This is a genomic window from Actinoplanes sp. NPDC049118, assembly GCF_040648555.1.
Classification (GTDB): Bacteria; Actinomycetota; Actinomycetes; order Mycobacteriales; family Micromonosporaceae; genus Actinoplanes.
The window spans coordinates 142,149-166,068 of the sequence record NZ_JBEZDY010000009.1; the positions used below are offsets into that span (position 1 = coordinate 142,149).

General features: G+C 71.6%; 22 protein-coding genes. 13 read left to right on the forward strand and 9 right to left on the reverse strand.

All coding sequences use genetic code 11. The features are described 5' to 3' along the window. Positions 1 to 42: 42 nt before the first annotated feature. A complete protein-coding gene (locus tag AB0B58_RS16185) occupies positions 43 to 1,653 on the forward strand; it encodes a CocE/NonD family hydrolase (RefSeq protein WP_360223922.1) in 1,611 nt (536 codons plus the stop codon). 65 nt (positions 1,654 to 1,718) lie between these two features. Further along, the gene (locus tag AB0B58_RS16190) at positions 1,719 to 1,868 is read left to right on the forward strand and encodes a hypothetical protein (protein ID WP_360223924.1); all 150 of its coding nucleotides are present in this window, start codon (positions 1,719 to 1,721) and stop codon (positions 1,866 to 1,868) included. Here AB0B58_RS16190 and AB0B58_RS16195 read toward each other — a convergent pair. Next, entirely contained in the window at positions 1,855 to 3,555 is a 1,701-nt protein-coding gene (locus AB0B58_RS16195; RefSeq protein WP_360223926.1) for an alpha-glucosidase, read from the reverse strand. The genes AB0B58_RS16190 and AB0B58_RS16195 overlap by 14 nt on opposite strands. Before the next feature lie 59 nt (positions 3,556 to 3,614). On the opposite strand from AB0B58_RS16195, the gene AB0B58_RS16200 reads away from it, so the two are divergent. From AB0B58_RS16200 to AB0B58_RS16215, 4 genes are all read left to right on the forward strand, one after another. Continuing rightward, a complete protein-coding gene (locus AB0B58_RS16200; RefSeq protein WP_360223928.1) occupies positions 3,615 to 4,616 on the forward strand; it encodes a glycosyltransferase family 4 protein in 1,002 nt (333 codons plus the stop codon). Between the two features lie 146 nt (positions 4,617 to 4,762). Further along, on the forward strand, positions 4,763 to 5,914 hold the full coding sequence (locus tag AB0B58_RS16205) for a glycosyltransferase (RefSeq protein ID WP_360223930.1): 1,152 nt from the start codon (positions 4,763 to 4,765) through the stop codon (positions 5,912 to 5,914). Next, on the forward strand, positions 5,911 to 6,993 hold the full coding sequence (locus AB0B58_RS16210) for a glycosyltransferase (RefSeq protein ID WP_360223932.1): 1,083 nt from the start codon (positions 5,911 to 5,913) through the stop codon (positions 6,991 to 6,993). The genes AB0B58_RS16205 and AB0B58_RS16210 overlap by 4 nt, the downstream gene beginning before the upstream one ends. After that, the gene (locus tag AB0B58_RS16215; protein WP_360223934.1) at positions 6,990 to 8,522 is read left to right on the forward strand and encodes a glycoside hydrolase family 130 protein; all 1,533 of its coding nucleotides are present in this window, start codon (positions 6,990 to 6,992) and stop codon (positions 8,520 to 8,522) included. The genes AB0B58_RS16210 and AB0B58_RS16215 overlap by 4 nt, the downstream gene beginning before the upstream one ends. Here the strand turns inward: AB0B58_RS16215 and AB0B58_RS16220 are convergent. Both AB0B58_RS16220 and AB0B58_RS16225 read right to left on the reverse strand, forming a co-directional pair. Further along, positions 8,508 to 9,197, reverse strand: coding sequence for a response regulator transcription factor (locus AB0B58_RS16220; RefSeq protein WP_360223936.1), 690 nt, complete (start codon positions 9,195 to 9,197; stop codon positions 8,508 to 8,510). The genes AB0B58_RS16215 and AB0B58_RS16220 overlap by 15 nt on opposite strands. Further along, the gene (locus AB0B58_RS16225) at positions 9,185 to 10,288 is read right to left on the reverse strand and encodes a histidine kinase (protein ID WP_360223938.1); all 1,104 of its coding nucleotides are present in this window, start codon (positions 10,286 to 10,288) and stop codon (positions 9,185 to 9,187) included. The genes AB0B58_RS16220 and AB0B58_RS16225 overlap by 13 nt, the downstream gene beginning before the upstream one ends. A 131-nt stretch (positions 10,289 to 10,419) precedes the next feature. Here AB0B58_RS16225 and AB0B58_RS16230 point away from each other — a divergent pair, with 131 nt between their 5' ends. Then, entirely contained in the window at positions 10,420 to 11,088 is a 669-nt protein-coding gene (locus tag AB0B58_RS16230; protein ID WP_360223940.1) for a hypothetical protein, read from the forward strand. Positions 11,089 to 11,108: 20 nt separating this feature from the next. Here the strand turns inward: AB0B58_RS16230 and AB0B58_RS16235 are convergent, their stop codons facing one another. Beyond that, positions 11,109 to 11,930 carry a methyltransferase domain-containing protein gene (locus AB0B58_RS16235; RefSeq protein ID WP_360223942.1) on the reverse strand — a complete coding sequence of 274 codons (822 nt, stop codon included), beginning with the start codon at positions 11,928 to 11,930 and terminating at the stop codon, positions 11,109 to 11,111. Positions 11,931 to 12,124: 194 nt separating this feature from the next. On the opposite strand from AB0B58_RS16235, the gene AB0B58_RS16240 reads away from it, so the two are divergent. Continuing rightward, positions 12,125 to 13,144, forward strand: coding sequence for a Gfo/Idh/MocA family oxidoreductase (locus tag AB0B58_RS16240; RefSeq protein WP_360223944.1), 1,020 nt, complete (start codon positions 12,125 to 12,127; stop codon positions 13,142 to 13,144). A gap of 9 nt (positions 13,145 to 13,153) precedes the next feature. Here AB0B58_RS16240 and AB0B58_RS16245 read toward each other — a convergent pair whose 3' ends face one another. The 5 genes from AB0B58_RS16245 to AB0B58_RS16265 form a co-directional block, all read right to left on the reverse strand. Further along, positions 13,154 to 14,146, reverse strand: coding sequence for an amidohydrolase (locus AB0B58_RS16245; RefSeq protein ID WP_360223946.1), 993 nt, complete (start codon positions 14,144 to 14,146; stop codon positions 13,154 to 13,156). Further along, complete coding sequence (gene kynU, locus AB0B58_RS16250) at positions 14,143 to 15,372, reverse strand: kynureninase (RefSeq protein ID WP_360223948.1); 1,230 nt, start codon at positions 15,370 to 15,372, stop codon at positions 14,143 to 14,145. Before kynU ends, AB0B58_RS16245 begins: the two co-directional genes overlap by 4 nt. After that, positions 15,369 to 16,226 (reverse strand): tryptophan 2,3-dioxygenase, encoded by an 858-nt coding sequence (gene kynA, locus AB0B58_RS16255; protein WP_360223950.1) that lies wholly within the window; start codon positions 16,224 to 16,226, stop codon positions 15,369 to 15,371. The genes kynU and kynA overlap by 4 nt, the downstream gene beginning before the upstream one ends. 45 nt (positions 16,227 to 16,271) lie before the next feature. Further along, complete coding sequence (locus AB0B58_RS16260) at positions 16,272 to 16,718, reverse strand: YchJ family metal-binding protein (protein ID WP_360223952.1); 447 nt, start codon at positions 16,716 to 16,718, stop codon at positions 16,272 to 16,274. 165 nt (positions 16,719 to 16,883) lie between these two features. Continuing rightward, positions 16,884 to 17,390 carry a methyl-accepting chemotaxis protein gene (locus AB0B58_RS16265; protein ID WP_360223954.1) on the reverse strand — a complete coding sequence of 169 codons (507 nt, stop codon included), beginning with the start codon at positions 17,388 to 17,390 and terminating at the stop codon, positions 16,884 to 16,886. 210 nt (positions 17,391 to 17,600) lie between these two features. On the opposite strand from AB0B58_RS16265, the gene AB0B58_RS16270 reads away from it, so the two are divergent. From AB0B58_RS16270 to AB0B58_RS16290, 5 genes are all read left to right on the forward strand, one after another. Beyond that, a complete protein-coding gene (locus AB0B58_RS16270; protein WP_360223956.1) occupies positions 17,601 to 18,623 on the forward strand; it encodes a LacI family DNA-binding transcriptional regulator in 1,023 nt (340 codons plus the stop codon). Positions 18,624 to 18,853: 230 nt separating this feature from the next. Further along, positions 18,854 to 20,215 (forward strand): extracellular solute-binding protein, encoded by a 1,362-nt coding sequence (locus AB0B58_RS16275; RefSeq protein WP_360223958.1) that lies wholly within the window; start codon positions 18,854 to 18,856, stop codon positions 20,213 to 20,215. An 82-nt stretch (positions 20,216 to 20,297) separates the two neighbouring features. After that, complete coding sequence (locus tag AB0B58_RS16280; RefSeq protein ID WP_360223960.1) at positions 20,298 to 21,212, forward strand: sugar ABC transporter permease; 915 nt, start codon at positions 20,298 to 20,300, stop codon at positions 21,210 to 21,212. Positions 21,213 to 21,222: 10 nt separating this feature from the next. After that, a complete protein-coding gene (locus AB0B58_RS16285) occupies positions 21,223 to 22,191 on the forward strand; it encodes a carbohydrate ABC transporter permease (protein WP_360223962.1) in 969 nt (322 codons plus the stop codon). Between the two features lie 95 nt (positions 22,192 to 22,286). Continuing rightward, complete coding sequence (locus AB0B58_RS16290; protein ID WP_360224231.1) at positions 22,287 to 23,888, forward strand: glycoside hydrolase family 13 protein; 1,602 nt, start codon at positions 22,287 to 22,289, stop codon at positions 23,886 to 23,888. Positions 23,889 to 23,920 lie beyond the last annotated feature (32 nt).

The following is a 23,920-nucleotide window of genomic DNA, read 5'->3' on the forward strand; positions in this document are numbered from 1 at the left end:
GGATGCTAGTTTCAGTACAACGTACGGGAAAGAGGTCGGGTGATGGAACGACTGCCATTTTTCCTCCGGCTGCTGCGCCGCCGCGCGCGGGAGACCGCCGGATACGACGTCGAGTGGGAGCCGGGCCTCGAGGTGCCCGCCGCCGACGGCAGCACGCTGCTCACCGACCACTACGCACCGGTCACCGACGCGCCCTGCCCGGTGCTGCTGGTCCGCAGCCCGTACGGGCGCGGCTTCCCGTGGAACGCGCTGTTCGGCGCGGGATTCGCGGCGCAGGGCTTCCGCGTGATCGTGCAGAGCACCCGCGGCACCGGCGGCTCGGGCGGCAGCTTCCACCTGTGGCGCAACGAGGCCGCCGACGGCCAGGCCACGGTCGAGTGGCTGCGCAAGCAGGAGTGGTTCCCCGGCACGTTCGCGACGATCGGCCCGAGCTATCTCGGCTACGTGCAGTGGTCACTCGGGCTGGACCCGCCGCCCGAGTGGCGTGCCGCCATCCTGCAGGTCCCGGCGCACGACTTCTACCAGGGGTTCTACCCCGACCGGCAGGGCGCCTTCCGGCTCGAGCTCAGCCTGATCAGCGGCACGGCGTTCTTCCACCAGTCCGCCGGAGCGGCCGCCTATGCCGGTGCGCTGCTGCGGCTCACCGTGCACCTGCGGCACGCCGTCCGGGGGCTGCCGCTGCTCGACTCCTACCGCCGCGCGCTCGGCGGCCGGCGGCAGGAGTTCGAGGACTGGGTCAACCACCCGTACCCGGATGATCTGTTCTGGTCGTCCTCCGACGCCGGCCCGGCGGCGGACCGGATGACCGTGCCGGTGAGCCTGGTCAGCGGCTGGCACGACCTCACCCTCGAGCAGACCCTCGCCCAGTACGCCCGGCTGCGCGCCGCCGGGCAGGAACCGACGCTCATGATCGGTCCGTGGACGCACACGTCGGCGTTCGACAAGGGCTGGCCGGACCTCTTCCGCGACGCCCTCGAGCACCTGCGGGTCCACCTGCTCGGCGAGGGCGAGCGGAGCACCCGCGTCCGGGTGCACGTCGGCGGCGAGTGGCGTGAGCTGTCGCATTGGCCGCCGCCGAGCACGGAGGTCCGCCTGCACCTGCGCCCGGACGGCGGTCTCGGCGAGCTTGCCGACGGCGCCACGAGCTTCGACTACGACCCCGCGGACCCGACGCCGTCGTTCGCCGGCCAGCTGCAGTCGCGCACGCAGGGTGCCCGGGACAACCGGCCCCTCGAGTCGCGCGCGGACGTCCGGACCTTCACCACCGGGCCGTTGCCCGAGGCCCTCGAGATCATCGGTACCCCCACAGTGGACCTGCACGCCACCGGGAGCACCGGCCACTTCGACCTGTTCGTGCGGCTCTGCGACGTGGATCCCGAGGGCCGTTCGGTGAACGTGTGCGACGGCTTCGCCCGGCTCACCCCCGACCACGCGGACGAGGACCCGGTGCACATCGCGCTGGGCGCGGCCGGCCACCGGTTCGCCGCCGGCCACCGGATCCGGCTCCAGGTCAGCGGCGGCGCGCACCCGCGCTTCGCCCGCAACTACGGCACCGGAGAGCCGCTCGGCACCGCCGTGCGGCTGGTCGCCACCCGCACGACGGTGCATCACGATCCGGCGCACCCCTCGGCGCTGGCGCTGCCGGTGGTTTGAGGCACCTCGATCCCGGGGTAACAGGCCCGCCGCCGGCCCATCCCCCACAGAATCGAGGCTCTCCGATGACCGTCCAGGGAATCTTCTACCTCATCGCCGTCATCCTGCTCGTGCTCGCCGCCCTGCCGATCGGCTCGCGCGGCGTCTCGCTTGCCCTGCTCGGCGCCGCTTTCGCGCTGCTGGCCTTCTCCTGGGACGCGATCACGGCCGGCTGACCCGGCGGTAAACCACGACCTGCCAGGGCTCGAGGACCAGGTCCCGCGGTGCCGCGGCGTTGGTGAGAAGCAGTTCCGCTTCCGCCCACGCCGCGGCATCGTCGATCTCGGCCCGGACCGTGCCGCCCGTGAAGTTGCCGATCACCAGCAGCGTCGTGCCGCCGAGCGCGCGGGTGAACGCGTACAGCCGCTCGTCGTTCGGCAGCAGCATGGTGAAGTCGCCGTGCACGACCGCGGGCTCGGTGTGCCGCAGCTCGATCAGGGCACGGTAGAAGTGGTAGACCGAGTCGGGGTCCTTCGCCGCGGCGACCGCGTTGACCTCGGGATAGTTCGGGTTGACCGGCAGCCACGGCGTGCCGGTGGTGAAGCCGGCGTTCGGCGTCGCGTCCCACTGCATCGGGGTGCGCGCGTTGTCCCGGCCCCGCGCCCGCAGCACCGTGAGCACGTCCTCCGGCGCCCGACCCTCGTGGGTGACGGCCTGGGTGTACTGGCCGATCGCCTCGATGTCGCGGAAGTCGGCGATGGTGGCGAACGGCGCGTTCGTCATGCCGAGTTCCTCGCCCTGGTAGACGTACGGCGTGCCGCGGTGCAGGTGCAGAACCGCGCCCAGCATCTTGGCCGAGCGCTCCCGGTAGCGCGGGCCGTCGTCGCCGAACCGCGAGACGATCCGCGGCTGGTCGTGGTTGTTCCAGTAGAGACTGTTCCAGCCGACCTCGGCCAGCCCCGCCTGCCAGCGGCCGAAGATGCCCTTGAGCGTGGTGAGCCGCAGCGGGTACAGCAGCCACGGATCGGCGCCGCGGTCGACCCAGACGTGGTCGAACTGGAAGACCATGTCGACCTCCCGGCGGGCCGGATCCGTGTAGAGCACCGCCTCCTGCACGGTGACGCCGGGCATCTCCGCGACGGTCAGCATCGCGTCGCGGCCGGCGAAGACCCGCTGGTGCATCTCCCGCAGGAACTCGTGGTTACGCGGCCCGTTCAGCCAGTACGGCCCCCCGTCGCCGTACGCCGAGCCGGGCCGGGGCACGCCGTCCGGCAGCGACGTGTCCTTGGAGATGTGGTCGATGACGTCCATCCGGAAGCCATCGACGCCCCGGTCCAGCCACCAGTTCATCATGGCGTAGACCGCCTCGCGGACCTCCGGGTTCTCCCAGTTGAGGTCCGGCTGCTTGCGGCTGAAGATGTGCAGGTAGTACTCGCCGCTGGCCGGGTCGTACTCCCAGGCCGATCCGCCGAAGACCGAACCCCAGTTGTTCGGCTCGGCGCCGGGCGTGCCCGGTTGCATGCCCTCGCGGGCCGGGCGCCACCAGTACCAGTCCCGCTTGGCGCTGTCCCTGCCGGCGCGACTCTCCACGAACCACCTGTGCTCGTCCGAGCTGTGGTTGACGACCAGGTCCATGACCAGCTTCATGCCCCGCTCGTGCACGCCGGCGAGCAGCTCGTCGAAGTCCGCGAGGCTACCGAAGACCGGCTCGATGTCCTGGTAGTCGCTGACGTCGTAGCCGTTGTCGTCCTGCGGGGACGGATAGACGGGCGACAGCCAGACCACGTCGACGCCGAGGCCCGCGATGTGGTCCAGGTGGTCGATGATGCCGCGCAGGTCACCCATGCCGTCGCCGTCGGAGTCGGCGAAGCTGCGGGGATAGATCTGATAGACGACTGCGCTGTGCCACCAGGGGTTCTCCATATTCCTCTTTAACACGGGAACCCCGACCGGAACACCCGATCCACTTCATACTGAGCCCCATGAAGGTCGCCCTGCTCGGACCGGTCGCGTGGCGGACGCCGCCACTTCACTACGGACCCTGGGAGCTGATCACCAGCCTCCTCGCCGAGGGGCTGACCGCCCGCGGCGTCGACGTCACGCTCTTCGCGACGCTCGACTCGGTCACCAAGGCCGCCCTCGACGGCGTCTGCCCGACCGGGTACGAGGAGTCCCCCGAGCTCGACGGCCGGGTGTGGGAGGCACTGCACGTCGCGTATGCGCTCGAGCGCTCCGGCGACTTCGACCTCGTGCACAACCATCTCGACTGGCTGCCGCTGGCGTTCTCCGGGCTCTGCCGCGCGCCGATGCTCACGACGGTGCACGGCTTCTCGGGGCGGAACATCCTGCCGGCGTACCGGCGGGCCCGGTCGCACTACGTCTCGATCTCCGACGCCGACCGCTCCCCCGACCTCGACTACGTGGGCACCGTCTACCACGGCGTCGACGCCGAGGGACTGCCGTTCGACCCGGACGGCGGCGAGGACCTGGTCTGCTTCGGACGCATCCATCCGGACAAGGGCACACACAACGCCATCGAGATCGCGCGCCGGGCCGGGCGCCGGCTGACGCTCTGCGGCATCGTGCAGGACCGGCGCTACTTCGCCGAGCGGGTGGAACCGCACATCGACGGCGAGCGGGTGGTCTACCTGGGCTCGGTCGGGCCGGCGGACCGGGCACGGATTCTCGGCGGCAGCGCCGCGCTGCTGCACCCGATCCTGTTCGCCGAGCCGTTCGGGCTGTCGGTGGTCGAGTCGATGATCTGCGGAACGCCCGTCGTCGCGTACCGGAAGGGCTCGATGCCCGAGGTCGTCGACGAGGGTCTCACCGGCCGCCTGGTCGACGACGTGGAGCAGGCGGTCACGGCCGTCGCGGGCATCGGTCGGCTGGACCGGGCGGCGTGCCGGGCCCGCGCCCGGGCGCGGTTCGGCGCGGACCGCATGGTCGACGACTACCTGCGGATTTACCGTGAATTGGGCAGCTGAATTGGCCGATCTTGTTAATGTCCTATTACTGAATTGCGGCATTTTCCTTAGTCGCCGCTGAATAGCTGAGGTGTGCGCCGCGATCCGTGCCCGCGCGCGCCGGTTCGTGCTGCGGGGAGGCAGCCGCCTGATCAGAAAGGCCTTTCATGCCCGCCACGTACGGCTTCCTGAGCACCTATCCCCCCACGCAATGCGGTTTGGCGACGTTCAATGCGGCGCTCGCGAGCCACCTGACGGGTGGCACACCCGGCAGCGGTGTGGTCCGGCTGCTCTCGGCCGACGCGACGGGGGGCGGGCTGGAGGTCGACCCCACGGCGCCCCGGGTCGTGCACACCTGGCACACGGACACACCCGGCGGCTGGGCGGCGGCGGCCAACGCGCTGAACCGCTTCGACGTCGCGGTGCTCCAGCACGAGTACGGCATCTACCCGGGCGACGCCGGCGACGAGGTGCTGCCCCTGCTGCGCGCCCTCAAGGTGCCGACGATCGTCGTGCTGCACACGGTGCTGAGCAGTCCGTCGCCGCTGCAGCGCGGGGTGCTCGAGCGGATCGTCGCGGCCGCCGACGCGGTCGTCACCATGACCGACACCGCGCGCCGGCGGCTGACCACCGGCTACCGGGTCGACGCGGACAAGATCACGGTCATCCCGCACGGCGCCGGCAGCCACACCAGCGCGCCGCGCGAGGCGCGCGACACCCCGCACCTGCTCACCTGGGGCCTGCTCGGGCCGGGCAAGGGCATCGAGTGGGCGCTGCGCGCGCTGGCCCTGCTCGGGGACCTCGACCCGCACCCGGCGTACACGGTCGCCGGCCGGACCCACCCGAAGGTGCTCGAACAGCACGGCGACGTCTACCGGGAGTCGCTGTGGAAACTCGCCGCGGAGCTCGGCGTCGCCGACCAGGTCACCTGGGACGACGTCTACCACGACCAGGCGACGCTGAGCCGGCTGATCCGCTCGGCCGACGTGGTGGTGCTGCCGTACGACTCCACCGAGCAGGTCACCTCCGGCGTGCTCATCGAGGCGGTCGGCGCGGGCGTGCCGGTGGTCGCGACCGAGTTCCCGCACGCCGTCGAGCTGCTCGCCGACGGCCCGGGCCTGCTGGTTCCGCACCAGGACCCGGAGGCGATGGCCGCCGCGATCCGGCATCTGCTCGCGTTGCGGGAGTCACCCAACCAACTGGCCGGCCTCACCGGCGGCCCGACGCTACGCTGGCCCGCGGTCGCCGCGCGCTACCAGGCGTTGGTCTCTCGCCTGGTGCAGGACCGCACGCCCGTCACTACCTCCGTCTCGGCGTGAGCATCAGCCTGCGGCTGGTGCCGCCGCCGATCCGCCTCGTCGACGCGCCCGAGCCCAACTGGTCGCACATCGCCCGGCTCTCCGACGACACCGGCCTGCTCGAGCACGCCCGCAACGCGATACCCCGGCGCGAGCACGGCTACTGCGTGGACGACGTGTCCCGGGGCCTGCTCGTCGCCGCCCGCGAGCCGCAGCCCACCGCCCAGGTGGTCCGGCTCGCCGAGCGGTACCTGACCTTCCTGACCCACGCGCTCGCGCCGGACGGCACCTGCCACAACCGGTTCGGCTACGACCGGGTCTGGCACGACGAGCCGAGCCTCGGCGACTGGTGGGGCCGGGCGTTGTGGGGGCTCGGCACGGCCGCGGCCCGCTTCCCGGTCCCGTGGATCCGGGCCGAGGCGCACGAGGCGTTCGCCATCGCGGCCCGGCAGCGCTCGCCGTGGCCGCGGGCGATGGCCTTCGCCGGCCTCGGCGCGGCGGAGGTGCTGCGGGCGGACCCGCGGTCCGGCGCCGCGGCCTCCCTGCTCGGCGACGCGGCCACGGTCATCGGCCCGCCCGGCCCCGACCCGGACTGGGTCTGGCCGGAGCGCGAGCTGACCTACGCGAACCCGGCGCCGGCCGAGGTGCTGATCCAGGCCGGCGACCTGCTCGGCGACGAGCCGCTGCTGGCCGACGGGCTGCGCATGCTCTCCTGGTTGTGCCGCATGCAGGAGAACAACGGCCACCTCTCCACCGTCCCGGTCGGCGGCTGGCGGCCGGGCGTACCGAAGCACCGGCACGACCAGCAGCCGATCGAGGCCGCCGCGACCGCCGACGCCTGCGCGACCGCGGCGGCGGTGACCGGCGACGAGCGCTGGGACGCGCCGCTGTTCATGTCCATCGCCTGGTTCCTGGGCGACAACGACACTGGCACGGTGATGTACGACCCCCTGACAGGTGGTGGATTTGACGGTCTGAAGCCGGATGGCCCTAATCTGAACCAAGGCGCCGAATCCACTCTCGCGCTCGTCTCCACGTTGCAGCACGCACGCGCGTTGGCGAGCAGGAGCGCGACCCGACCGTCAGGCGGACTTGCATGACCGCAATCCTGGATCCCCGCGACGTCCGGACCACCTCTATCGCAATGCGTCACGCGCTCACGATGCAGCCGGACGGCCGCCGGGTCGTCATCAAGCTGTTCGTGCCCGGCGAGGACGCACAGATCGGCCAGAACCGCGCCTCCTCCATCATCGAGCGGATCCTGCAGCTCACCGAGGAGGAGACCGCCCGGCTGCTGGAGGACGTGCTGGCCCGCTTCGCCGGGCGCCATCACGACATCTGCGCGACCTTTCAGCACCACTACGACCTGGTGCACCACCGGGTGCCGCCGGACATCGAGCTGTCGCCGACGGCCCGGGCGCTGATCGGCGCCTACTTCAGCCACGAGTTCTCCGTCGAGGCGGCGGCGCTGTGCAACCCGTCGATGGTCCCGCACCCCGACCAGAGCGACCTGGCGCCGGGCGAGCTGCGCACCGCGATCAGCCTCCGCCAGATCGGCGAGGGGCACATCTCCTCCATCGGCTTCTGCTCCGCGATCCTCGGGCCGGACGACACGATCAGGCTGGAGGACCGCGAGGGCCCGATGATGATCGGCCAGCGGGTCGGCGCCAAGCACCGGCGCGACCTGCTCGCCGCCGGCCTGGCCGAGGACGACCTGGACAACGAGATCACCGCCACGGTGCTGTCCTCGCTGCCCGAGCGCTACGACGACGAGGCCTTCGAGGAGGTCCTCGGTCACCTGCCCGGCGAGCTGCTGGCCCGGCCCACCACCAACGAGACGCTGGAGGCGATCCGGCGCATCGTGGCAAGCGACTACGCGGTGACCTTCCCGGCCACCATCCCGCTGCACCAGCGGGTGCTCTGGCCGGCCACGCCGGCCGAGAGCAACGGCATGGAGGACGCCCGCTTCGTGCAGGTCGAGGAGGACGACGGGCGCATCGGCTACTTCGCCACCTACACCGCGTACGACGGGCGGCACATCGCCGGCCGGATGATGCACACCCGCGACCTGCGGCACTTCGAGGTGACCGCGCTGCGCGGCCCGGCCGCCCGCAACAAGGGCATGGCGCTGTTCCCGCGGCCGGTCAACGGGCGGCACCTGGCGCTGTGCCGCAGCGACGGTGAGACGCTGGGGCTGAGCACCCGCGACGAGCAGAACCGCTGGCAGGACGCCGTGCCGCTGCTCGTACCGCACCGCGGCTGGGACCTGATCCAGGTGGGCAACTGCGGGTCGCCGGTGGAGACCACCGCGGGCTGGCTGGTGCTCACCCACGGCGTGGGCGCGATGCGCCGGTACGCGATCGGCGCGATGCTGCTCGACCTCGACAACCCGGAACGCGTCATCGCCGACCTGCCGCACGGGCTGCTGGAGCCGGACGACGTCGAGCGCGAGGGCTACGTCCCGAACGTCGTCTACTCCTGCGGCGGGGTCGTGCACGCGGGGCGGTTCTGGCTGCCGTACGGGGCGAGCGACGTCCGGGTGGGCTTCGCCAGCATCCCGCTCGACAAGCTCCTCGACGCGATGGTGCCGGTCGGCCAGGAGGAGCCCGACGAGTCATGGCTGTCCTGAACCGCGGGAGGCCTCCTCGCGCGCATCGTGCACCAGCAGGGCGATCTGCACCCGGTTGGTGGACTCCAGTTTGGTGAGGATCCGTGACACGTACGCCTTGACCGTCGCCGTGCTCATCCGCAGGGCCGTACCGATCTCCTGATTGGTGCGGCCCTGCGCCACGAGCGACGCGACCTCGCGCTCCCCGGGGCTGAGCCGCCGCAGCGCCGCGCGGGCCCGGTCCCGGGACGGGTCGGCGCCCGCCGCCGCGACGAAGCTCATCATCCGGCGCAGCACCTCCGGCGACAGCATCGGCTCGCCCGCCGCGACCCGCCGCACGGCCCGGGCGATCTCGTCCGGCGGCGTGTGCTTGAGCAGGAAACCGCTGGCACCGGCGCGCATCGCCCGCAGCACGTGCGCGTCGGTGTCGAACGTGGTCAGCACGATCACGTCGGGCGGATCCCGGCGGGCGCGCAGCGACTCGGTCGCGGTCAGCCCGTCCATGCCCGGCATCCGGATGTCCATCAGCACGACGTCCGGGCGGTGGGTGTTGACCGCGGCGGCGACCTCGGTGCCGTCGGCGACCGCCCCGGCGACCTCGATGCCGTCGAATTCGCCGAGCATCATGGTCAGCCCGGCGCGGACGAGGGCGTCGTCGTCGACGAGCAGCACCCGCACCGGGGCTAGGGAGTCCACGGCAGCCAGGCCCGCAGCCGGAACTCGCCGGCCGTCGTTGGTCCGTGCTCGAGGCGGCCCCCGGCGAGCTGCACCCGCTCGCCGATCCCGACCAGCCCGGCACCGGCGCCGGGCAACGTCGGCCCGCCGGCCACCAGCGCGTTGCCGACCTCCACCACCAGGCCCCGCTCGGCGTGGCCGGTGACCGCCACCCGCACGCTCGCGCCCGGCGCGTGCTTGCGGGCGTTGGTCAGCGCCTCCTGCACGATCCGGTAGGCGTGCCGGCCCAGCCCGGCCGGCACCGGACCGGCGGCGGCCAGCTCCAGCTCCACCCGCGCCCCGGCGTCCCGGGACTGCTCGATCAGGGTCGGCACGTCCGCGAGGGTTGGCTGGGGCCGGTCGTCGGCGGGCTCGCGCAGCATCCCGATGACCTGCCGCAGATCCTCCAGCGCCTCGTACGCGCTCTGCCGGATCACCCCGGCGGCCTCCCGCTCGCCCGCCGGCGCGTCCCGGCGCACCTCCAGTGCACCGGCGTGCACGGCCAGCAGGGAGATCCGGTGAGCGAGCACGTCGTGCATCTCGCGCGCGATGCGCTCCCGCTCGCCCAGCCGCGCCTGGTCGAGGCACAGTTGCTGGCCCTGTTCGGCCTGGCGGGCCCGCTCCGCGAACGAGTGCACGAGTTGGCGCTGCGAGCGGACCAGCATCCCGACCGCGACGACGATGACGTGCAGCAGCACCAGGAACGTCACCGCCTCCCAGTAGGTGCGGGTCGGGCCGAGCGCGATCAGATAGACGCTCGCCAGCGAGACTGCGTGCACCGCGGCGACGCCGACGGCGACCCGGGCGGGCCGGTGCAGCGCGACGGCGAAGAGCGCGACCGGCGTGGCTCCCATCGGCATCCCGAAGAGGAGCCCGAGCGGGATCAGGACGAGGGCGAGCGCGACCGGCCGGCTCCGCCGGAAGCGGACCAGGCCGGCCACCGCGACCAGGCCCGCGACGAGCTCGACCCAGAGCGGCCAGCCATCGCCCTCGCTGAGGGTGGTCGAGAGGAAGAAGGCGCCCAGGAGCACCGCGACGGCCGCCAGGGCTCCCTCGATCAGCCAGCGCCTCATGCCTGGACGGTACTGCGCCGCGGCCGTCGCGCGCAGTGGCCGGGTGGCCGTCACCGCGTCGACTTTGGTCGACGCGGTCTCGACCCCCGCCGGTATCCGCCGGGCCGGCGGGGGTCGGAGACTCGGCAGTCGTGATCGACGATACGACGACCGTGGCGACGCCGGTGTTGGCGCGCGCGGCGGGGTGGGCGGGGCTGCCCGCGGCCGGTGCGGGGCTGGGCTGGGTCGTGCACCAGCTGCCGGACTGGATCCTGCGCATCCCGTTCGCGCCGATGCGCGGGCCCCTCAGGCTGGCGGCCCGGCTGCCCGAGCCGGAGGCGACGATCGGCGCCCTGCTGCTCGGTACGGTCGCCGGGCTGGCGCTGGCGTTCTTTGCGGACCGGGAGTCGCTGACCGTGCGGATGTCGCGCACCGAGGTGACGCTGAAGCGGCCGGGCACCACCCGGACGGTGCCGCGGGCCGAGGTGGCGGTGGCGTACCGCGAGCGCGACCAGCTGGTACTGCTCGGACGGACCGGCCGCGAACTGGCCCGCGAACCGTCCCACCTGAGCTCCGGGCGGCTGGCCCCGCTCTTCGGCGCGGCCTGGTCCGAGCGGGACCCGTACGCGGACGCCTACCGGCGCTGGGTGCCGGGCCTGCCGGACATCCCGGCGGAGGCGGAGGCGGTCTTCGTCGCCCGGCAGCTGGCGCTGGACCGCGGCGACGGCGACGACGCCACGGAGCTGCGCGGCGAGCTGGCCCGGCTCGGCTTCGTGGTGCGCGACGAGAGGAAGCGCCAGCACTTCCGCACGACGAACTGAGCCGCGCGCGGCGCCGGGCGCTACACGGTCCCGGCGACGACCCAGATGGTCAGCACGGCCAGGAAGTCGCCGTCCTCGCCGGCCCGGTCGACCTGGTCGAACCAGCGCTCCCGCAGGCCGTCCGGGGTCATCCAGGACTCCTGCGGCACCTGCGGGTTGACCATCGGCAGGACCACGGCCGCCGAGGCGGGATCGGGGAAGTAGCAGGTGACCGGCGTCGCGGTGATGTCGTGCAGCCCGTAGCCGACCAGCCGGCGGCGCAGCGTGCGGCCCATGTCGATCTGGCGCGGGGTGAGCCGGCCGTGCATGTGCGCGACGATCGTCTGCGCCAGCCCGGCGTCCACGCCGTCGAAGGCGAGCGAGTCCCAGTCGGTGTCGAGCAGGCAGACCCGGCCGTCGGGGCGCGTGACCCGGATCAGCTCACCGATCGCCACGTCCGCGTCGTCGACGTGCTGGAGGACCCGCTCGCACCACACGCCGTCGAAGCTGTCGTCCGGGAGGTCCAGGGCGGAGACGTCGCCGGTGACGTAGCGGATCTCGCCGCCGTCGTGCCGCTTGCGGGCCGCGGCCAGGGTCGCCGCCGAGTGGTCGAGCGCCACCACCTCACCGCCGGGCGCCACCGCGGCCGCCAGCGCGCGGGACACGTCGCCGGCACCGCAGCCCGCGTCGAGCAGGCGCTGCCCGGGTGCGGGGCGAAGCGCCCGCCAGGCGGTGTCGCGCACCCGGCGGATCTCGGGGTGCCGGGACATCCCCTCGAGCGCCGCGACCAGCATGGCGATCATTTCCGGGGGCATCGAGTCGAGGTCCGCGAAGGGGGTGCGGTCCAGCTGTGCGGGCTCCATGGCACCGATCGTCGCTCGGCGAGCGCGCCACTGTGACGGGCCGTCAACCTTCCGACACGGAACTTCTCTCTTTCGGGGTATCAGGGCCGATCGCCGGGTACGCGCCGGCGTTCGTGTGTTCCCGGACACCGCTGCGCGCTGCGCCGGACCCTGCGGCCCCGACGGAAACGATCGTGGGCCGTAAGATCCGAAACATGACGGCAACACGGATCGGTCTGGTCGGGTACGGCTCCGGGGGGCGGATCTTCCACGCACCCCTGCTCGCGTCGGCTGACGGCGTCGAATTCGCGGGCGTGGTCACCCGCTCGCAGGAGCGCCGCGCCGAACTGGCGAAGGGACATCCCGGCGTACCGGCGTACGACTCGCTCGCGGATCTCGCGGCGGCGGGCGTGCAGGCCGTCACGATCTCGACGCCGGCCGCGACGCACGCCTCGCTGGCCCGCGAGGCGATCGAGCTCGGGCTGGCCGTGGTGGTCGACAAGCCGTTCGCGCTGGACGCCGAGGCGGCCCGCGAGGTGACCACCCTGGCCGGCGAGGCGGGCGTGCTGCTCAGCGTCTACCAGAACCGGCGCTGGGACGCCGACCTGCTGACCCTGCGGCGGCTCATCGGCGAGGGCGCGCTGGGCGAGGTCCGTCGCTTCGAGTCCCGCTTCGAGCGCTGGGCCCCGGACCGCGAGCCGCCCGCCGCCGGCGGCGGCACGCTCCTCGACTTCGGCGCCCACCTGGTCGACCAGGCCCACCTGCTCTTCGGCCCGGTCTCCCGGGTGTACGCGGAGATGCGCGGCGACGGCGACCTGGACGACGACGTCTTCGTGGCCCTGCACCACGAGAGCGGCGTCGAGTCGCACCTGTGGGGCAGCTGGCGCCAGGCCGCGCCGGGCCCCCGCTTCCGGGTCAGTGGCACGACGGGCACCTACATCATCGACGGCATCGACGGCCAGGAGGCGGCGCTGAAGGCCGGTCGCTCCCCCGGTGACCTGGGCGAGCGCTGGGGCGTCGAGCCGGAGCACGCCTGGGGCCGCCTGTACCGGGGCGCGACGGGCGCGCCCGTCCGCAGCGAGCGCGGCCGCTGGGACAGCTACTACCCGGCGTTCGCGGCCGCGGTCCGCGGCGAGGCGCCGGTCCCGGTCGACCCGTGGGACTCGGTCCGCAACATGGACGTCCTGGACACGGCCCGGATCAGCGCGGCGACCGGCGAGACGGTGAGTCTGTAGGGCCGGGCCTCAGCCCCGCGGCCGGACCTCCGGCCCCAGCACCCGGGCCGTCGCCAGCGAGTCCGCGAAGGTCGCCGGCTCCAGGTCGAGGCCGGCCGGCAGCCACGTCGGCTCGGCCTCGTCCGGCTCGGTCATCGCGGCGAGGATCCCGGACGGGTCCATGCCGGCCCGCAGCAGCGCGCCCAGCTCCCGCGGGTTGACCGCGGCCGGTAGCGGCCCGTTGCCCAGGTCGGTGCCGTACCGCACGGTCCCGCCGTGCTCCAGGAAGCGCCGCAGGTTGCCGATCGCGGTGTCCTGCTCCGGCGTCGGCCTGCCCCAACCGTGGATGTCCAGCGTGCTGATCCAGGTCATCCGGGCGGCGGCGTCGCGCACCAGGGCGTCGTCGAGTTCCTCGGTCCACGGCGTGTGTGCCAGCACGTCCACGCCGGCCTCGTAGGCCGCGGCGACCGTGCCCGGGCCCTCCGCGTGCGCGACCACCGGCAGGCCCGCGGCCCGCGCGGCCGAGACCAGCGCGGCCAGCGTCGCGGCCGGCAGCAACGGGCCGCCCGCGTGCGCGGTCACCTTGATCAGCGTCGCTCCGGCGGCCCGGGCCTCGCCGACCGCGTCGGCCGCGTCGTCCGCCGAGCGCACCTCGCGGCAGCTGCCGGCCGGCGCCCACGAGCGGTCGCTGGGATATCCGCCGGGTGCGATCAAAAACGGTCCGGCATAGCGCATCCCGGGTGCACCCCGCGCGGCCAGCGCCGCGACCTTCTCCGGTACGCCGCCCAGGTCCCAGACGTACGCGATCCCGCCGGCCCGCACCGTCGACAGGTCGACGAGCGCGGAGTGCACGTGCGCGTCGCGGAGGCCGGGCAGCACCGCGCCGGGCAGCCGACGGCACACCGCGCCGGCCGGGATCTCGGCGACCGGCAGGACCGCCCGCGGTCCGGGACCGAGGCGCAGCGCGGCACCGGTGTGCGCCCGTCCTCCCCACCAGATCGTGTCGGCGACCAGCCAGGTCACAGCTGCTTCTCGAGGAGAGTCCGCAGCAGCGAGAGCCCGCGGTGCACCTCCACGAAGCTGGTGCTCAGCGGCGCCGGGCCGATCCGGATGCCGTCCGGGTTGCGGTAGTCGGGCAGCACGCCGTTGTCCCAGAGGGTCTCCAGCAGCCGCTCGAAGCCGGGGTACCCGAGCGTCACGTGCCCGCCGCGGTGCGCGGCGTCGCGCGGACTGACCACCTCGACGCCGAGCGGCGCCAGCCAGCGGTCGGCCAGGTCGAGCGCGTACCCGGTGAGCAGCACCGACTTGGCGCGGACCGCCTCGATGCCGGCCTCGGCCAGCATGTCGAGGTTGGCGTGCAGCGGGACCATGGCCAGGATCGGCGGGGTGCCGCTGAGCAGCGCGCGCACGCCCTCGGCCGGCTCGTGGCCGGGTCCCATCTCGAACGACGCCCGGTGTCCCATCCAGCCCTGAATCGGCTGGCGCAGCTCGCCCTGCAGCTCACGCCGCAGATAGGCGAACGCCGGCGCGCCCGGGCCGCCGTTGAGGTACTTGTACGTGCAGCCGACGGCCAGGTCGGCGCCCCAGGCGTCCAGGTGCAGGTCGACCGAGCCGACCGAGTGGCTCAGGTCCCAGAGCGTCAGCGCACCGGCCGCGTGGGCGATCCGGTTGATCTCCATCGCGGGGGCGAGCCAGCCCGAGCGGTACGCAACGTGGCTGAACAGCACCAGCGCGGTGTCCTCGTCGACCACGTCGGCGACCTGCTGCGCGGTGATGCCGGCGGCCGGGTCAGTCTCGATCCACACCAGGGACAGGCCGCGCTCGGCGGCGATGCCCTCCAGCACGTACCGGTCGGTCGGGAAGTTGTCGCTGTCCAGCACGATCTTGTGGCGGCCCGGGCGGGCGTCGACGGCCGCCCGGGACAGCTTGTAGAGCAGGACCGTGGTGGAGTCGGCGACCACCACCTGGCCGGGGGCGGCGCCGAGCGCCACCACGCCGAGCCGGTCGCCGAGCTCGAGCGGCCACTGCATCCAGCCCTCGGACCAGCCGCGGATGAGCCGGCCGGCCCACTGCTCGCGGACGAAGTCGTCCAGCAGCCGCGCGGTCTCCCGCAGCGGGCGGCCGAGCGAGTTGCCGTCCAGGTAGGAGACGACGTCGAAGCCGTCCGGGGTGATGAAGTGGTCGCGCAGGTGGGCCAGCGGGTCGGCGGCGTCCAGCGCCTCGGCGAAGGCCAGCAGGTCGTTGGTCACGTGCGTGGGACTCCGATCTCGGTCCGGACGGCGTACAGCTCGGGGAAGAAGGTCAGGTCGAGGGCCTTGCGCAGGAAGTCGACACCGCTGGAACCGCCGGTGCCGCGTTTGAAGCCGATGGTCCGTTCCACGGTCTTGAGGTGCCGGAAGCGCCAGAGCTGGAAGTTCTCCTCGAGGTCGACCAACTCCTCGCAGGCCTCGTAAGCCTCCCAGTTCGCGTCGGCGTTCTCATAGATCTTCGCGAACACCGGAACCAGGTCGGCGTTGTAGCGGTACGGCATGGTCACGTCGCGCGCGAGCAGTTCGGCCGGCACCCGGTGCCCGGCCCGGGCCAGGTAGCGCAGGAACTCGTCGTAGACGCTCGGCGCCTCCAGCGCGGCGACGAGCAGCTCCTTCGCGCCCGGCTCGTCGTCGAAGATCGCCAGCATCCGCTTGTCCTTGTTGCCGAGCATGAACTCGACCGCGCGGTACTGGTACGACTGGAAGCCCGAGGAGGTGCCGAGGAAGCTGCGGAACTCCGCGTACTCCGACGGGGTCAGGGTGGCCAGCACCGACCACTGTTCGGTGAGGCAGCGCTGGATGTGCTTGACCCGGGCGAGGCCCTTGAGCGCCGGCCGCAGGTCGTCGGCGGCCAGCTGCCGCTGCACGGCGCGCAGCTCGTGCAGGATCAGCTTGAGCCAGAGCTCCGAGGTCTGGTGCTGCAGGATGAAGAGCAGCTCGTCGTGGTGCTCGGGGACGCTGACGGGATGCTGCGCCGTCAGGATCTCGTCGAGGTGAAGGTACCGCCCGTAGGACAGATTGACCTTGAAGTCGCGGACGATGCCGGCCTCCAGGGGCCGCTGGTTCGACGACACTCTCCTGCCCTCCTCAGATGATCAACCTGAAGGAGATCACACTCGTCAGATGTTGGCGAGCGAGCCGTCAGTAAGGATCGGACCCCAGTACACCCACTGACCGTCCTGGCGCACGAAGCGGCTGCGCTCGCGCATCTCGCCGGGGCGGCCGCCCTCGCTGTAGTGGGCCCGGAACTCCACGACTCCCTCGGTGTCGAACAGCCCGCCATCGACCGACTCCAGCACCTCGAGGCCGGTCCAGCGCAGATTCGGGTCGGGCCAGACCTCGGCCGGCCGGGTGGAGTAGTGCCACGAGGCGAACACGTATGCCGCGTCGTCGAGCGCGAAGGCCGTGTACCGGGAGCGCATCAGCGCCTCCGCCGCGGCCGGCGGGTGACCGCGGTGCGCCGGGCCGCAGCACTCGCCGTACGGCTGGCCGAGGCCGCACGGGCAGGCGCCGGCGTCGTCGAAGCCTCTCGGCGTCGCGGTGCGGCGGGTTGCGCGTCGGGCCATGGCTGCCATTCTCCCCCAACCGGGACTTCGCGCAGCCGGTAGTGGCGGATCCTGCGACTACGTCGCCCTGCGTACGGCGGACTGCGCCGTCGAGGGCATGACCGCGGGCACCGGGCTTGGCACGCTCGGCGGCAGCGCTCTCCACCTACAAGCCCTGGGGACGCGTCAGCCGGCCTGCTGCTCGATCACGATCCCGCTGATCACCCGCTGGCAGCGGTCCAGCTCCTCGATCAGGCCCTGCATCTCCTCGATCGCCGAGACGGCGTTCTGGGTGTCGCTGCGGATACCGCCCACCTGCCCGCCGATCTCGTTGGTCGCCGTCGCGGTCTCGTTCGCCAGGTCCTTGACCTCGCTGGCGACGACCGCGAAGCCGCGCCCCGCCTCGCCGGCCCGTGCCGCCTCGATGGTGGCGTTGAGCGCGAGCAGGTTGGTCTGCTTCGCGATCGTCGCGATGAGCTCGACGACCTTGCCGATCTCGGTGCTGCTGGCCTCCAGCCGCTGGATCACCGCGACGGCGGTCTGCGCGGCGCGGACCGCGGACTGCGTGGCCGTCGCCATGTCGCTGCTGACGTCCGCCAGCCGGTGCACCGAGTTGTGCGGGCTCTCGTCCTGGTGGCCGCCGGCATTCTGGTCCTGATCCTGGTAGCCGTCTCCAGATTCCCAGTCGGTCATCGCGCTCCGCCCATAGCTGTCGTCCCGATATCCCAAGATTCGCACCCTTCAGCGGCCATTAGCGGCGATTCCGGATGATTAAGCCTTTTTCCACTGGCCAATCTCGGTTGCAACCGCGAACCGACTGCATCCGCAAGACCAGTCAGGGATTCGTCCTGCACTGCAAGGGGCTGTACAACTCTTGCAGTGAGTTGACGTAGGATTCCGTTCGTGACCAAACGTCTCGCCGAGGTGGCGAAGAAGGCCGGCGTCAGTGAGGCCACCGTCAGCCGGGTGCTCAACGGCCGCAGCGGCGTCTCCGAGGCGACCCGCGCGTCCGTGCTGACGGCCCTCGACGTGCTGGGCTACGAGAGACCCACGAAGCTGCGCGGCGAGCGCGGGCGGCTGGTCGGCCTGGTGCTGCCCGAGTTGCAGAACCCGATCTTCCCGGCACTGGCCGAGGTGGTGACCGCGTCGCTCGCGCAGCGCGGTTTCACGCCCGCGCTCTGCGCTCGCACGATCGGCGGCGTGCCCGAGCGCGACTACATCGAGATGCTGCTGGACCATCAGGTGTCCGGTGTGGTCTTCGCCGGCGGCTCGTACGCCCTCGCCGACGCCGAGCACGGGCACTACCGGCAGCTGCTCGACCGGCGGATGCCGGTCGTGATGGTCAACGGCGGCGTCGACAACCTCGGCTTCCCGCACATCTCGACCGACGACGCCGTGGCCGTCGAGCAGGCCTACGGCCACCTGCGCTCGCTCGGGCACGAGCAGATCGGCATGGTGATGGGGCCCGAGGACCACGTGCCGTCACGCCGCAAGCTTGCGGCGGTGAAGAGGGTCGCGGGCTGGTCCGGGCCGGCGTCACAGTGGCCCGTCGAGCGCACCAACTTCTCGATGGAGAGTGCGCGGCTGGCCGCCACCCGGCTGATCCAGCGCGGCGTCACCGCGATGATCTGCGCCAGCGACGTGCTGGCCCTCGGCTCGATCCGGGCGGCCCGCCGCCTGGGCCTGGAGGTGCCGCGCGACGTCTCGGTGGTCGGCTACGACGACAGCGCCCTGATGACCTGCACCGACCCGCCGCTGACCACCGTCCGGCAGCCGATCGAGCTGATGGGACAGGCCGCGGTCGACGTCCTGGTGAACCAGATCGAGGGCGCCGCGGCGACCACCGACGAGCTGCTGTTCGAACCGGAACTGGTGGTGCGCGGATCCACCGCCCCGGTGCCGCACCGCGCGGCCGCCGCCTCGTGACAGGCGGCTGAGCAGGACATTCATCGTCTTCACCAGGGCGGGCCTCCGGGCCCGCCCTTCTTTGTGCCCGCCGGTCGGCCACCGTCGAGTTTTTTCGACTGTTGGTTCACTTCTTGCGGGACACGGTTTGACTTTGTATCGTCACTGCCACGAAACAACGCATCGAGACCCACGTCACATTTCGGACTTACCCATAGGCGCGCACCCACCCAGGAAGGGCGTAATCCCCCATGTTCAAATCCAGGCTGCGCAGTGCCCTCGGGCTCCTGCTCGTCGCCGGAGTCGCGATGTCCGCCGCCGCGTGCGGCGACGGCGGCGACGACGCGACGGCGACGAAGGACGGCAAGGTCACGCTGGTGATCAACGGCCTTCCGCCCGCCACCGAGAAGGCGACCCACGACCGCTTCCTCGCCAACGTCGCCGAGTTCGAGAAGGCGAACCCGAACATCAAGATCGACGCCCGCGAGGGCAAGATGGACCCGCAGACCTTCCCGGCGAAGCTCGCCGGCGGCCAGCTCGAGGACGTCTTCTACGTCTACTTCACCGACCCGGCCAGCCTGATCGCCAAGCGCCAGGTGTCGGACATCAGCAAGTACCTCAAGGACTACCCGATCACCTCGCAGCTCAAGCCCGAGGTCCTGCGGGTCTTCCAGGACGACAAGGGCGCGACGTACGGCCTGCCGTACAAGAACTACTCGATGGGGCTGCTCTACAACCGCGACCTGTTCACCAAGGCCGGCCTCGACCCGAACAGCCCGCCGAAGACCTGGGCCGAGCTGCGCACGGCCGCCAAGAAGATCGCCGACCTGGGCGACGGCACGGTCGGCTACGGCGACTACAGCAAGAGCAACACCGGCGGCTGGCACTTCACCACCGAGCTCTACTCCCTCGGTGGCGAGGTGGCAGTCAACAACGGCGGCGCCTGGAAGGCCGCCTTCAACGGCCCGCAGGGCAAGCAGGTCCTGCAACAGCTCAAGGACATGCGCTGGACCGACAACTCGATGGGCCAGAAGCAGCTCCTCGAGTGGGCCGACCTGCTGCAGCAGATGGGCTCGGGCAAGCTCGGCATGTACCTCGCCACCGCCGACAACATCCCGACGATCGTCAACCAGTACAAGGGCAAGTACGAGACCTACGGCCTCGGCCAGATCCCGGACGGCAAGGGCACGCTGGGCGGCGGCGAGGGCTACATGTTCAAGGCGGGCCTGAGCCCCGAGAAGATCAACGCCGGTCTCAAGTGGCTGACCTTCTGGTTCACCTCCGCCGACCGCTACGAGGCCGAGAACAAGTGGGCGAGCGAGACCGACCAGCCCGTCGGCCTGCCCGAGCCGGCGATCTTCACCGGCCCGGCGGCGGAGACCCAGGCCGCGGCCGACAAGAAGTACGCCAACGTGCCGCAGGAGAACTACGCCCCGTTCGTGGCGGCCATGAGCGGCATCCCGGTCAAGCTCGAGCCCCCGAACGCCCAGCAGATCTACGCGGTCCTCGACGTCGCGATGCAGAAGGTCCTGACCGACAAGAACGCGGACATCGACAAGCTCCTCGCCGACGCCGAGGCGCAGACCAACAGCATCCTGGCCAGCGTCAAGTAACGAGGCCCGGCCGCCGGCGGGTGCACCACCCGCCGGCGGCCGGCACGGCACGGCACTCGACCCCTGCAGACAAGGAACGACGATGGCGGTAATCACGGCGGCAGCGGGGCGCGGATCCCGCGTCCATCGCCTGCGCCGGAGGATTCAGGACAACCTGCTGGCGTACACGTTCATGGCGGCGGGCCTGGCGTGTTTCGCCTACTTCTCCTGGTATCCGCTGGTGCGGGGCGTGATCATGAGCTTCCAGCAGGACAACTTCGTCGCCCCGCCGTACTGGGTCGGCCTGGACAACTACCGCGCGCTGTTCGCCGATCAGCTCTTCTACACCGCCTGGCGCAACAGCCTGCTGTTCACCGGACTGGCCCTGATCTTCGGCTACGTGCTGCCGTTCTTCATCGCCGTGCTGCTCAACGAGTTCCGGCACTTCAGCGGGTTCTTCCGGGTCCTTGTCTACCTGCCGGTGATGCTGCCCCCGATCGTGGCGGTGCTGCTCTGGCGCTACTTCTACGACCCGGGCAGCGGCCTGTTCAACACGGTGTTGCGCGGCGTCGGGCTGCCGGAGTCACAGTGGACGCAGTCCTCGAGCACCGCGATGATCTCGCTGGTCCTCTTGTCCACCTGGGCCAACCTCGGCGGCGCGACGCTGATCTACCTCGCGGCGCTGCAGGGCATCCCCGGTGAGCTGTACGAGGCCGCCGAGCTGGACGGCGCAAGCATCTGGCAGCGGCTGCGGCACGTCACGCTGCCACAGATGCGGTTCATCATGCTGGTCCTGCTCCTGCTGCAGATCGTCGCGACGATGCAGGTCTTCATCGAGCCGTTCGCGCTGACCGGGACGTCGAATCCGGACACCATCACCGTGCTCGTCCTGGTCTTCCGCTACGCCTTCACCGTCGACCAGAACTTCGGCCTGGCGGCCGCGATGAGCGTGCTGCTCTTCGTGGTGCTGGGCGCCTTCTCCGCGCTGTACCTGTGGCTCACCCGGACCGGGGACTGAGGAGACCGCCATGACCCTGATCGCCCCGCCCCAGGCCTCGATCGACAGCGCCGCGCCGGCACCGGCGGCACCGCGCCGCAAGCGCGGGCTGGTCGGCACCAGCCCGGCTACCCGTACCCTTATCTCCACCGTCGACCTGCAACGGCACCGCGGCCTGTACTTCACCGTGCTCGGCCTGACGATCGCCGTGTTCGTGCTGGTCTTCCTCCTGCCGCTGTACTGGATGTTCGCCAGCGCGGTGAAGTCGCCGGCCGAGTACGCGCTGAGCACCCCGACGTTCATCCCGCACTCCTGGCACCCGGAGACGTTCGCGACCGCGTGGTCGAACATGCGCATCGCCAAGTACTTCACGAACACGGTGCTCTACGCGGCCGGCGGCTGGCTCATCGTGCTGACCTTCGACGTCGCCCTCGCTTACGGGCTCAGCAAGCTCCGGCCGGTCTTCGGCAAGATCATGCTCGGCGCGATCCTGGCCAGCCTGATGCTGCCGGCCTCCGCGCTGCTGGTGCCCGCCTACCTGACCGTCGTCGACGTGCCGCTACTGCACGTCAACCTGCTGAACACGCCCTGGGCACTCTGGTTGCCGGCCGTCGCGACCGCGTTCAACGTCTACGTGCTCAAGCGCTTCTTCGACCAGATCCCCGACGACCTGCTGGACGCCGCCTCGATCGACGGCGCGGGCCGGCTGCGCCAGCTCTGGTCGATCATCCTGCCGCTGTCCCGGCCCGTCCTGGGCGTCGTATCGATCTTCATCATCATCGCGCTCTGGAAGGACTTCCTCTGGCCGCTGCTGGTGCTGCCGGACCCCGAGTCGCAGACGCTCAGCGTGGCCCTGCACCGGCTCTCCAACACCAGCCAGGTACCGCCGACCGACTTCATGGCCGGCCTCGCCATCGCCAGCATTCCCATGATCGTCGTATTCCTGATCTTCCAGCGCAGCATCATCGGCGGACTCTCCGCGGGCTCGATGAAGGGCTAGCACGAAGCGGTTCGGCCGGGCGGTCAGCGTCGACCGCCGGGACCCGTGTGCCCGGATACCTCGTCGAGACTTCAAGAAAGCAGGTAATCGTGGCTATTTCCGACCAGGATCCCTGGTGGCGAGACGCCGTCATCTACCAGGTGTACCCGCGCAGCTTCGCCGACAGCGACGGCGACGGCATCGGGGACATCGACGGCATCCGCGGCCGCCTGGACCACCTGTCGGACCTCGGCGTCGACGCGATCTGGATGAGCCCCTGGTACCCGTCCCCGATGGCCGACGCGGGCTACGACGTGGCGGACTTCCGCGACATCGACCCGGTGTTCGGCGATCTGGCCGGCGCGGAAGCGCTGATCACCGAGGCGCACGCCAAGGGCATCCGCATGATCGTCGACATCGTGCCGAACCACATCTCCAGCGAGCATGTGTGGTTCAGGAGGGCCCTGGCCGATCCGGACGCGCCGGAGCGCGAGCTCTTCTGGTTCCGCCCGGGGCGAGGGCCGGACGGCGCCGGGATGCCCACCGACTGGGCCGGCGAGTTCGGCGGCACCACCTGGACCCGGACCACGAACCCGGACGGCACCCCCGGCGACTGGTACCTGCACCTGTTCACCCCCGAGCAGCCCGACCTGAACTGGGACCACCCGGCGGTGCGCGCCGAGTTCGAGGACATCCTTCGGTTCTGGTTCGATCGCGGCGTCGACGGCATCCGGATCGACTCCGCCGCGCTGCTCTTCAAGGACCGCGACCTGCCGGCCGTGGTCGACGGGCAGCGGCACCCGTTCCACGACCTCGACGAGGTGCACGACGTCTACCGCGCCTGGCGCCGGATCTCGGACGGCTACCCGAACCGGGCGCTGATCGGCGAGGTCTGGATGCCGGAGGTCGACAGGTTCGCCAACTACCTGCGCCCCGACGAGCTGCACGCCGCGTTCAACTTCGACTTCCTCGGCTGCGCGTGGGATCCGCGGCTGATGCGCGAGTGCATCGACCGCACCCTGCACGCGCACGCCGCGATCGGCGCGCCGGCCACCTGGGTGCTGTCCAATCACGACGTCACCCGGCACGTCACCCGGTACGGCCGGGAGATGACCACCTTCAGCTTCGAGAACAACCTCGACGGCAGCCCGGTCGACCTGGAGCTCGGCACCCGCCGGGCCCGCGCCGCCGCGCTGCTCTCACTCTCCCTCCCAGGCGCCACGTATGTGTACCAGGGCGAGGAGCTGGGGCTCTGGGAGAACGAGAACATCCCGGTCGACCAGATGCAGGACCCGATGTACGCCCGCCGCGGGCACAGCCGCGACGGCTGCCGGGTACCGCTGCCGTGGACCGGCGACGAGGCGCCGTTCGGCTTCACCACCGCCGAGCCGTGGCTGCCCCAGCCGGCGGAGTGGAAGGACCGCACGGTGCAGGCGCAGACCGGCGACCCCAACTCGATGCTCGAGCTCTACCGGTCCGCGATCGGAATCCGCAAGGCCGAGGCGGGGCTGCACCGGGACGCGATCGGGTGGCTACCCGCCGCGCCCGGCGTCCTCGCGTACACCCGCGGGCCGGATTTCGCCTGCGTGCTCAACATGTCCGGCGCCGCGGTCGCGCTGCCGGACCACGAACTCTGTCTGCTCAACAGCAGCCCGCTCGACGGTGACCTCCTCCCCCGGGACACCGCCGTCTGGCTGCGCCTGCGAATCGACGGCTGATCACCCGCGGACCCGCGCCGGATTCACCGCCG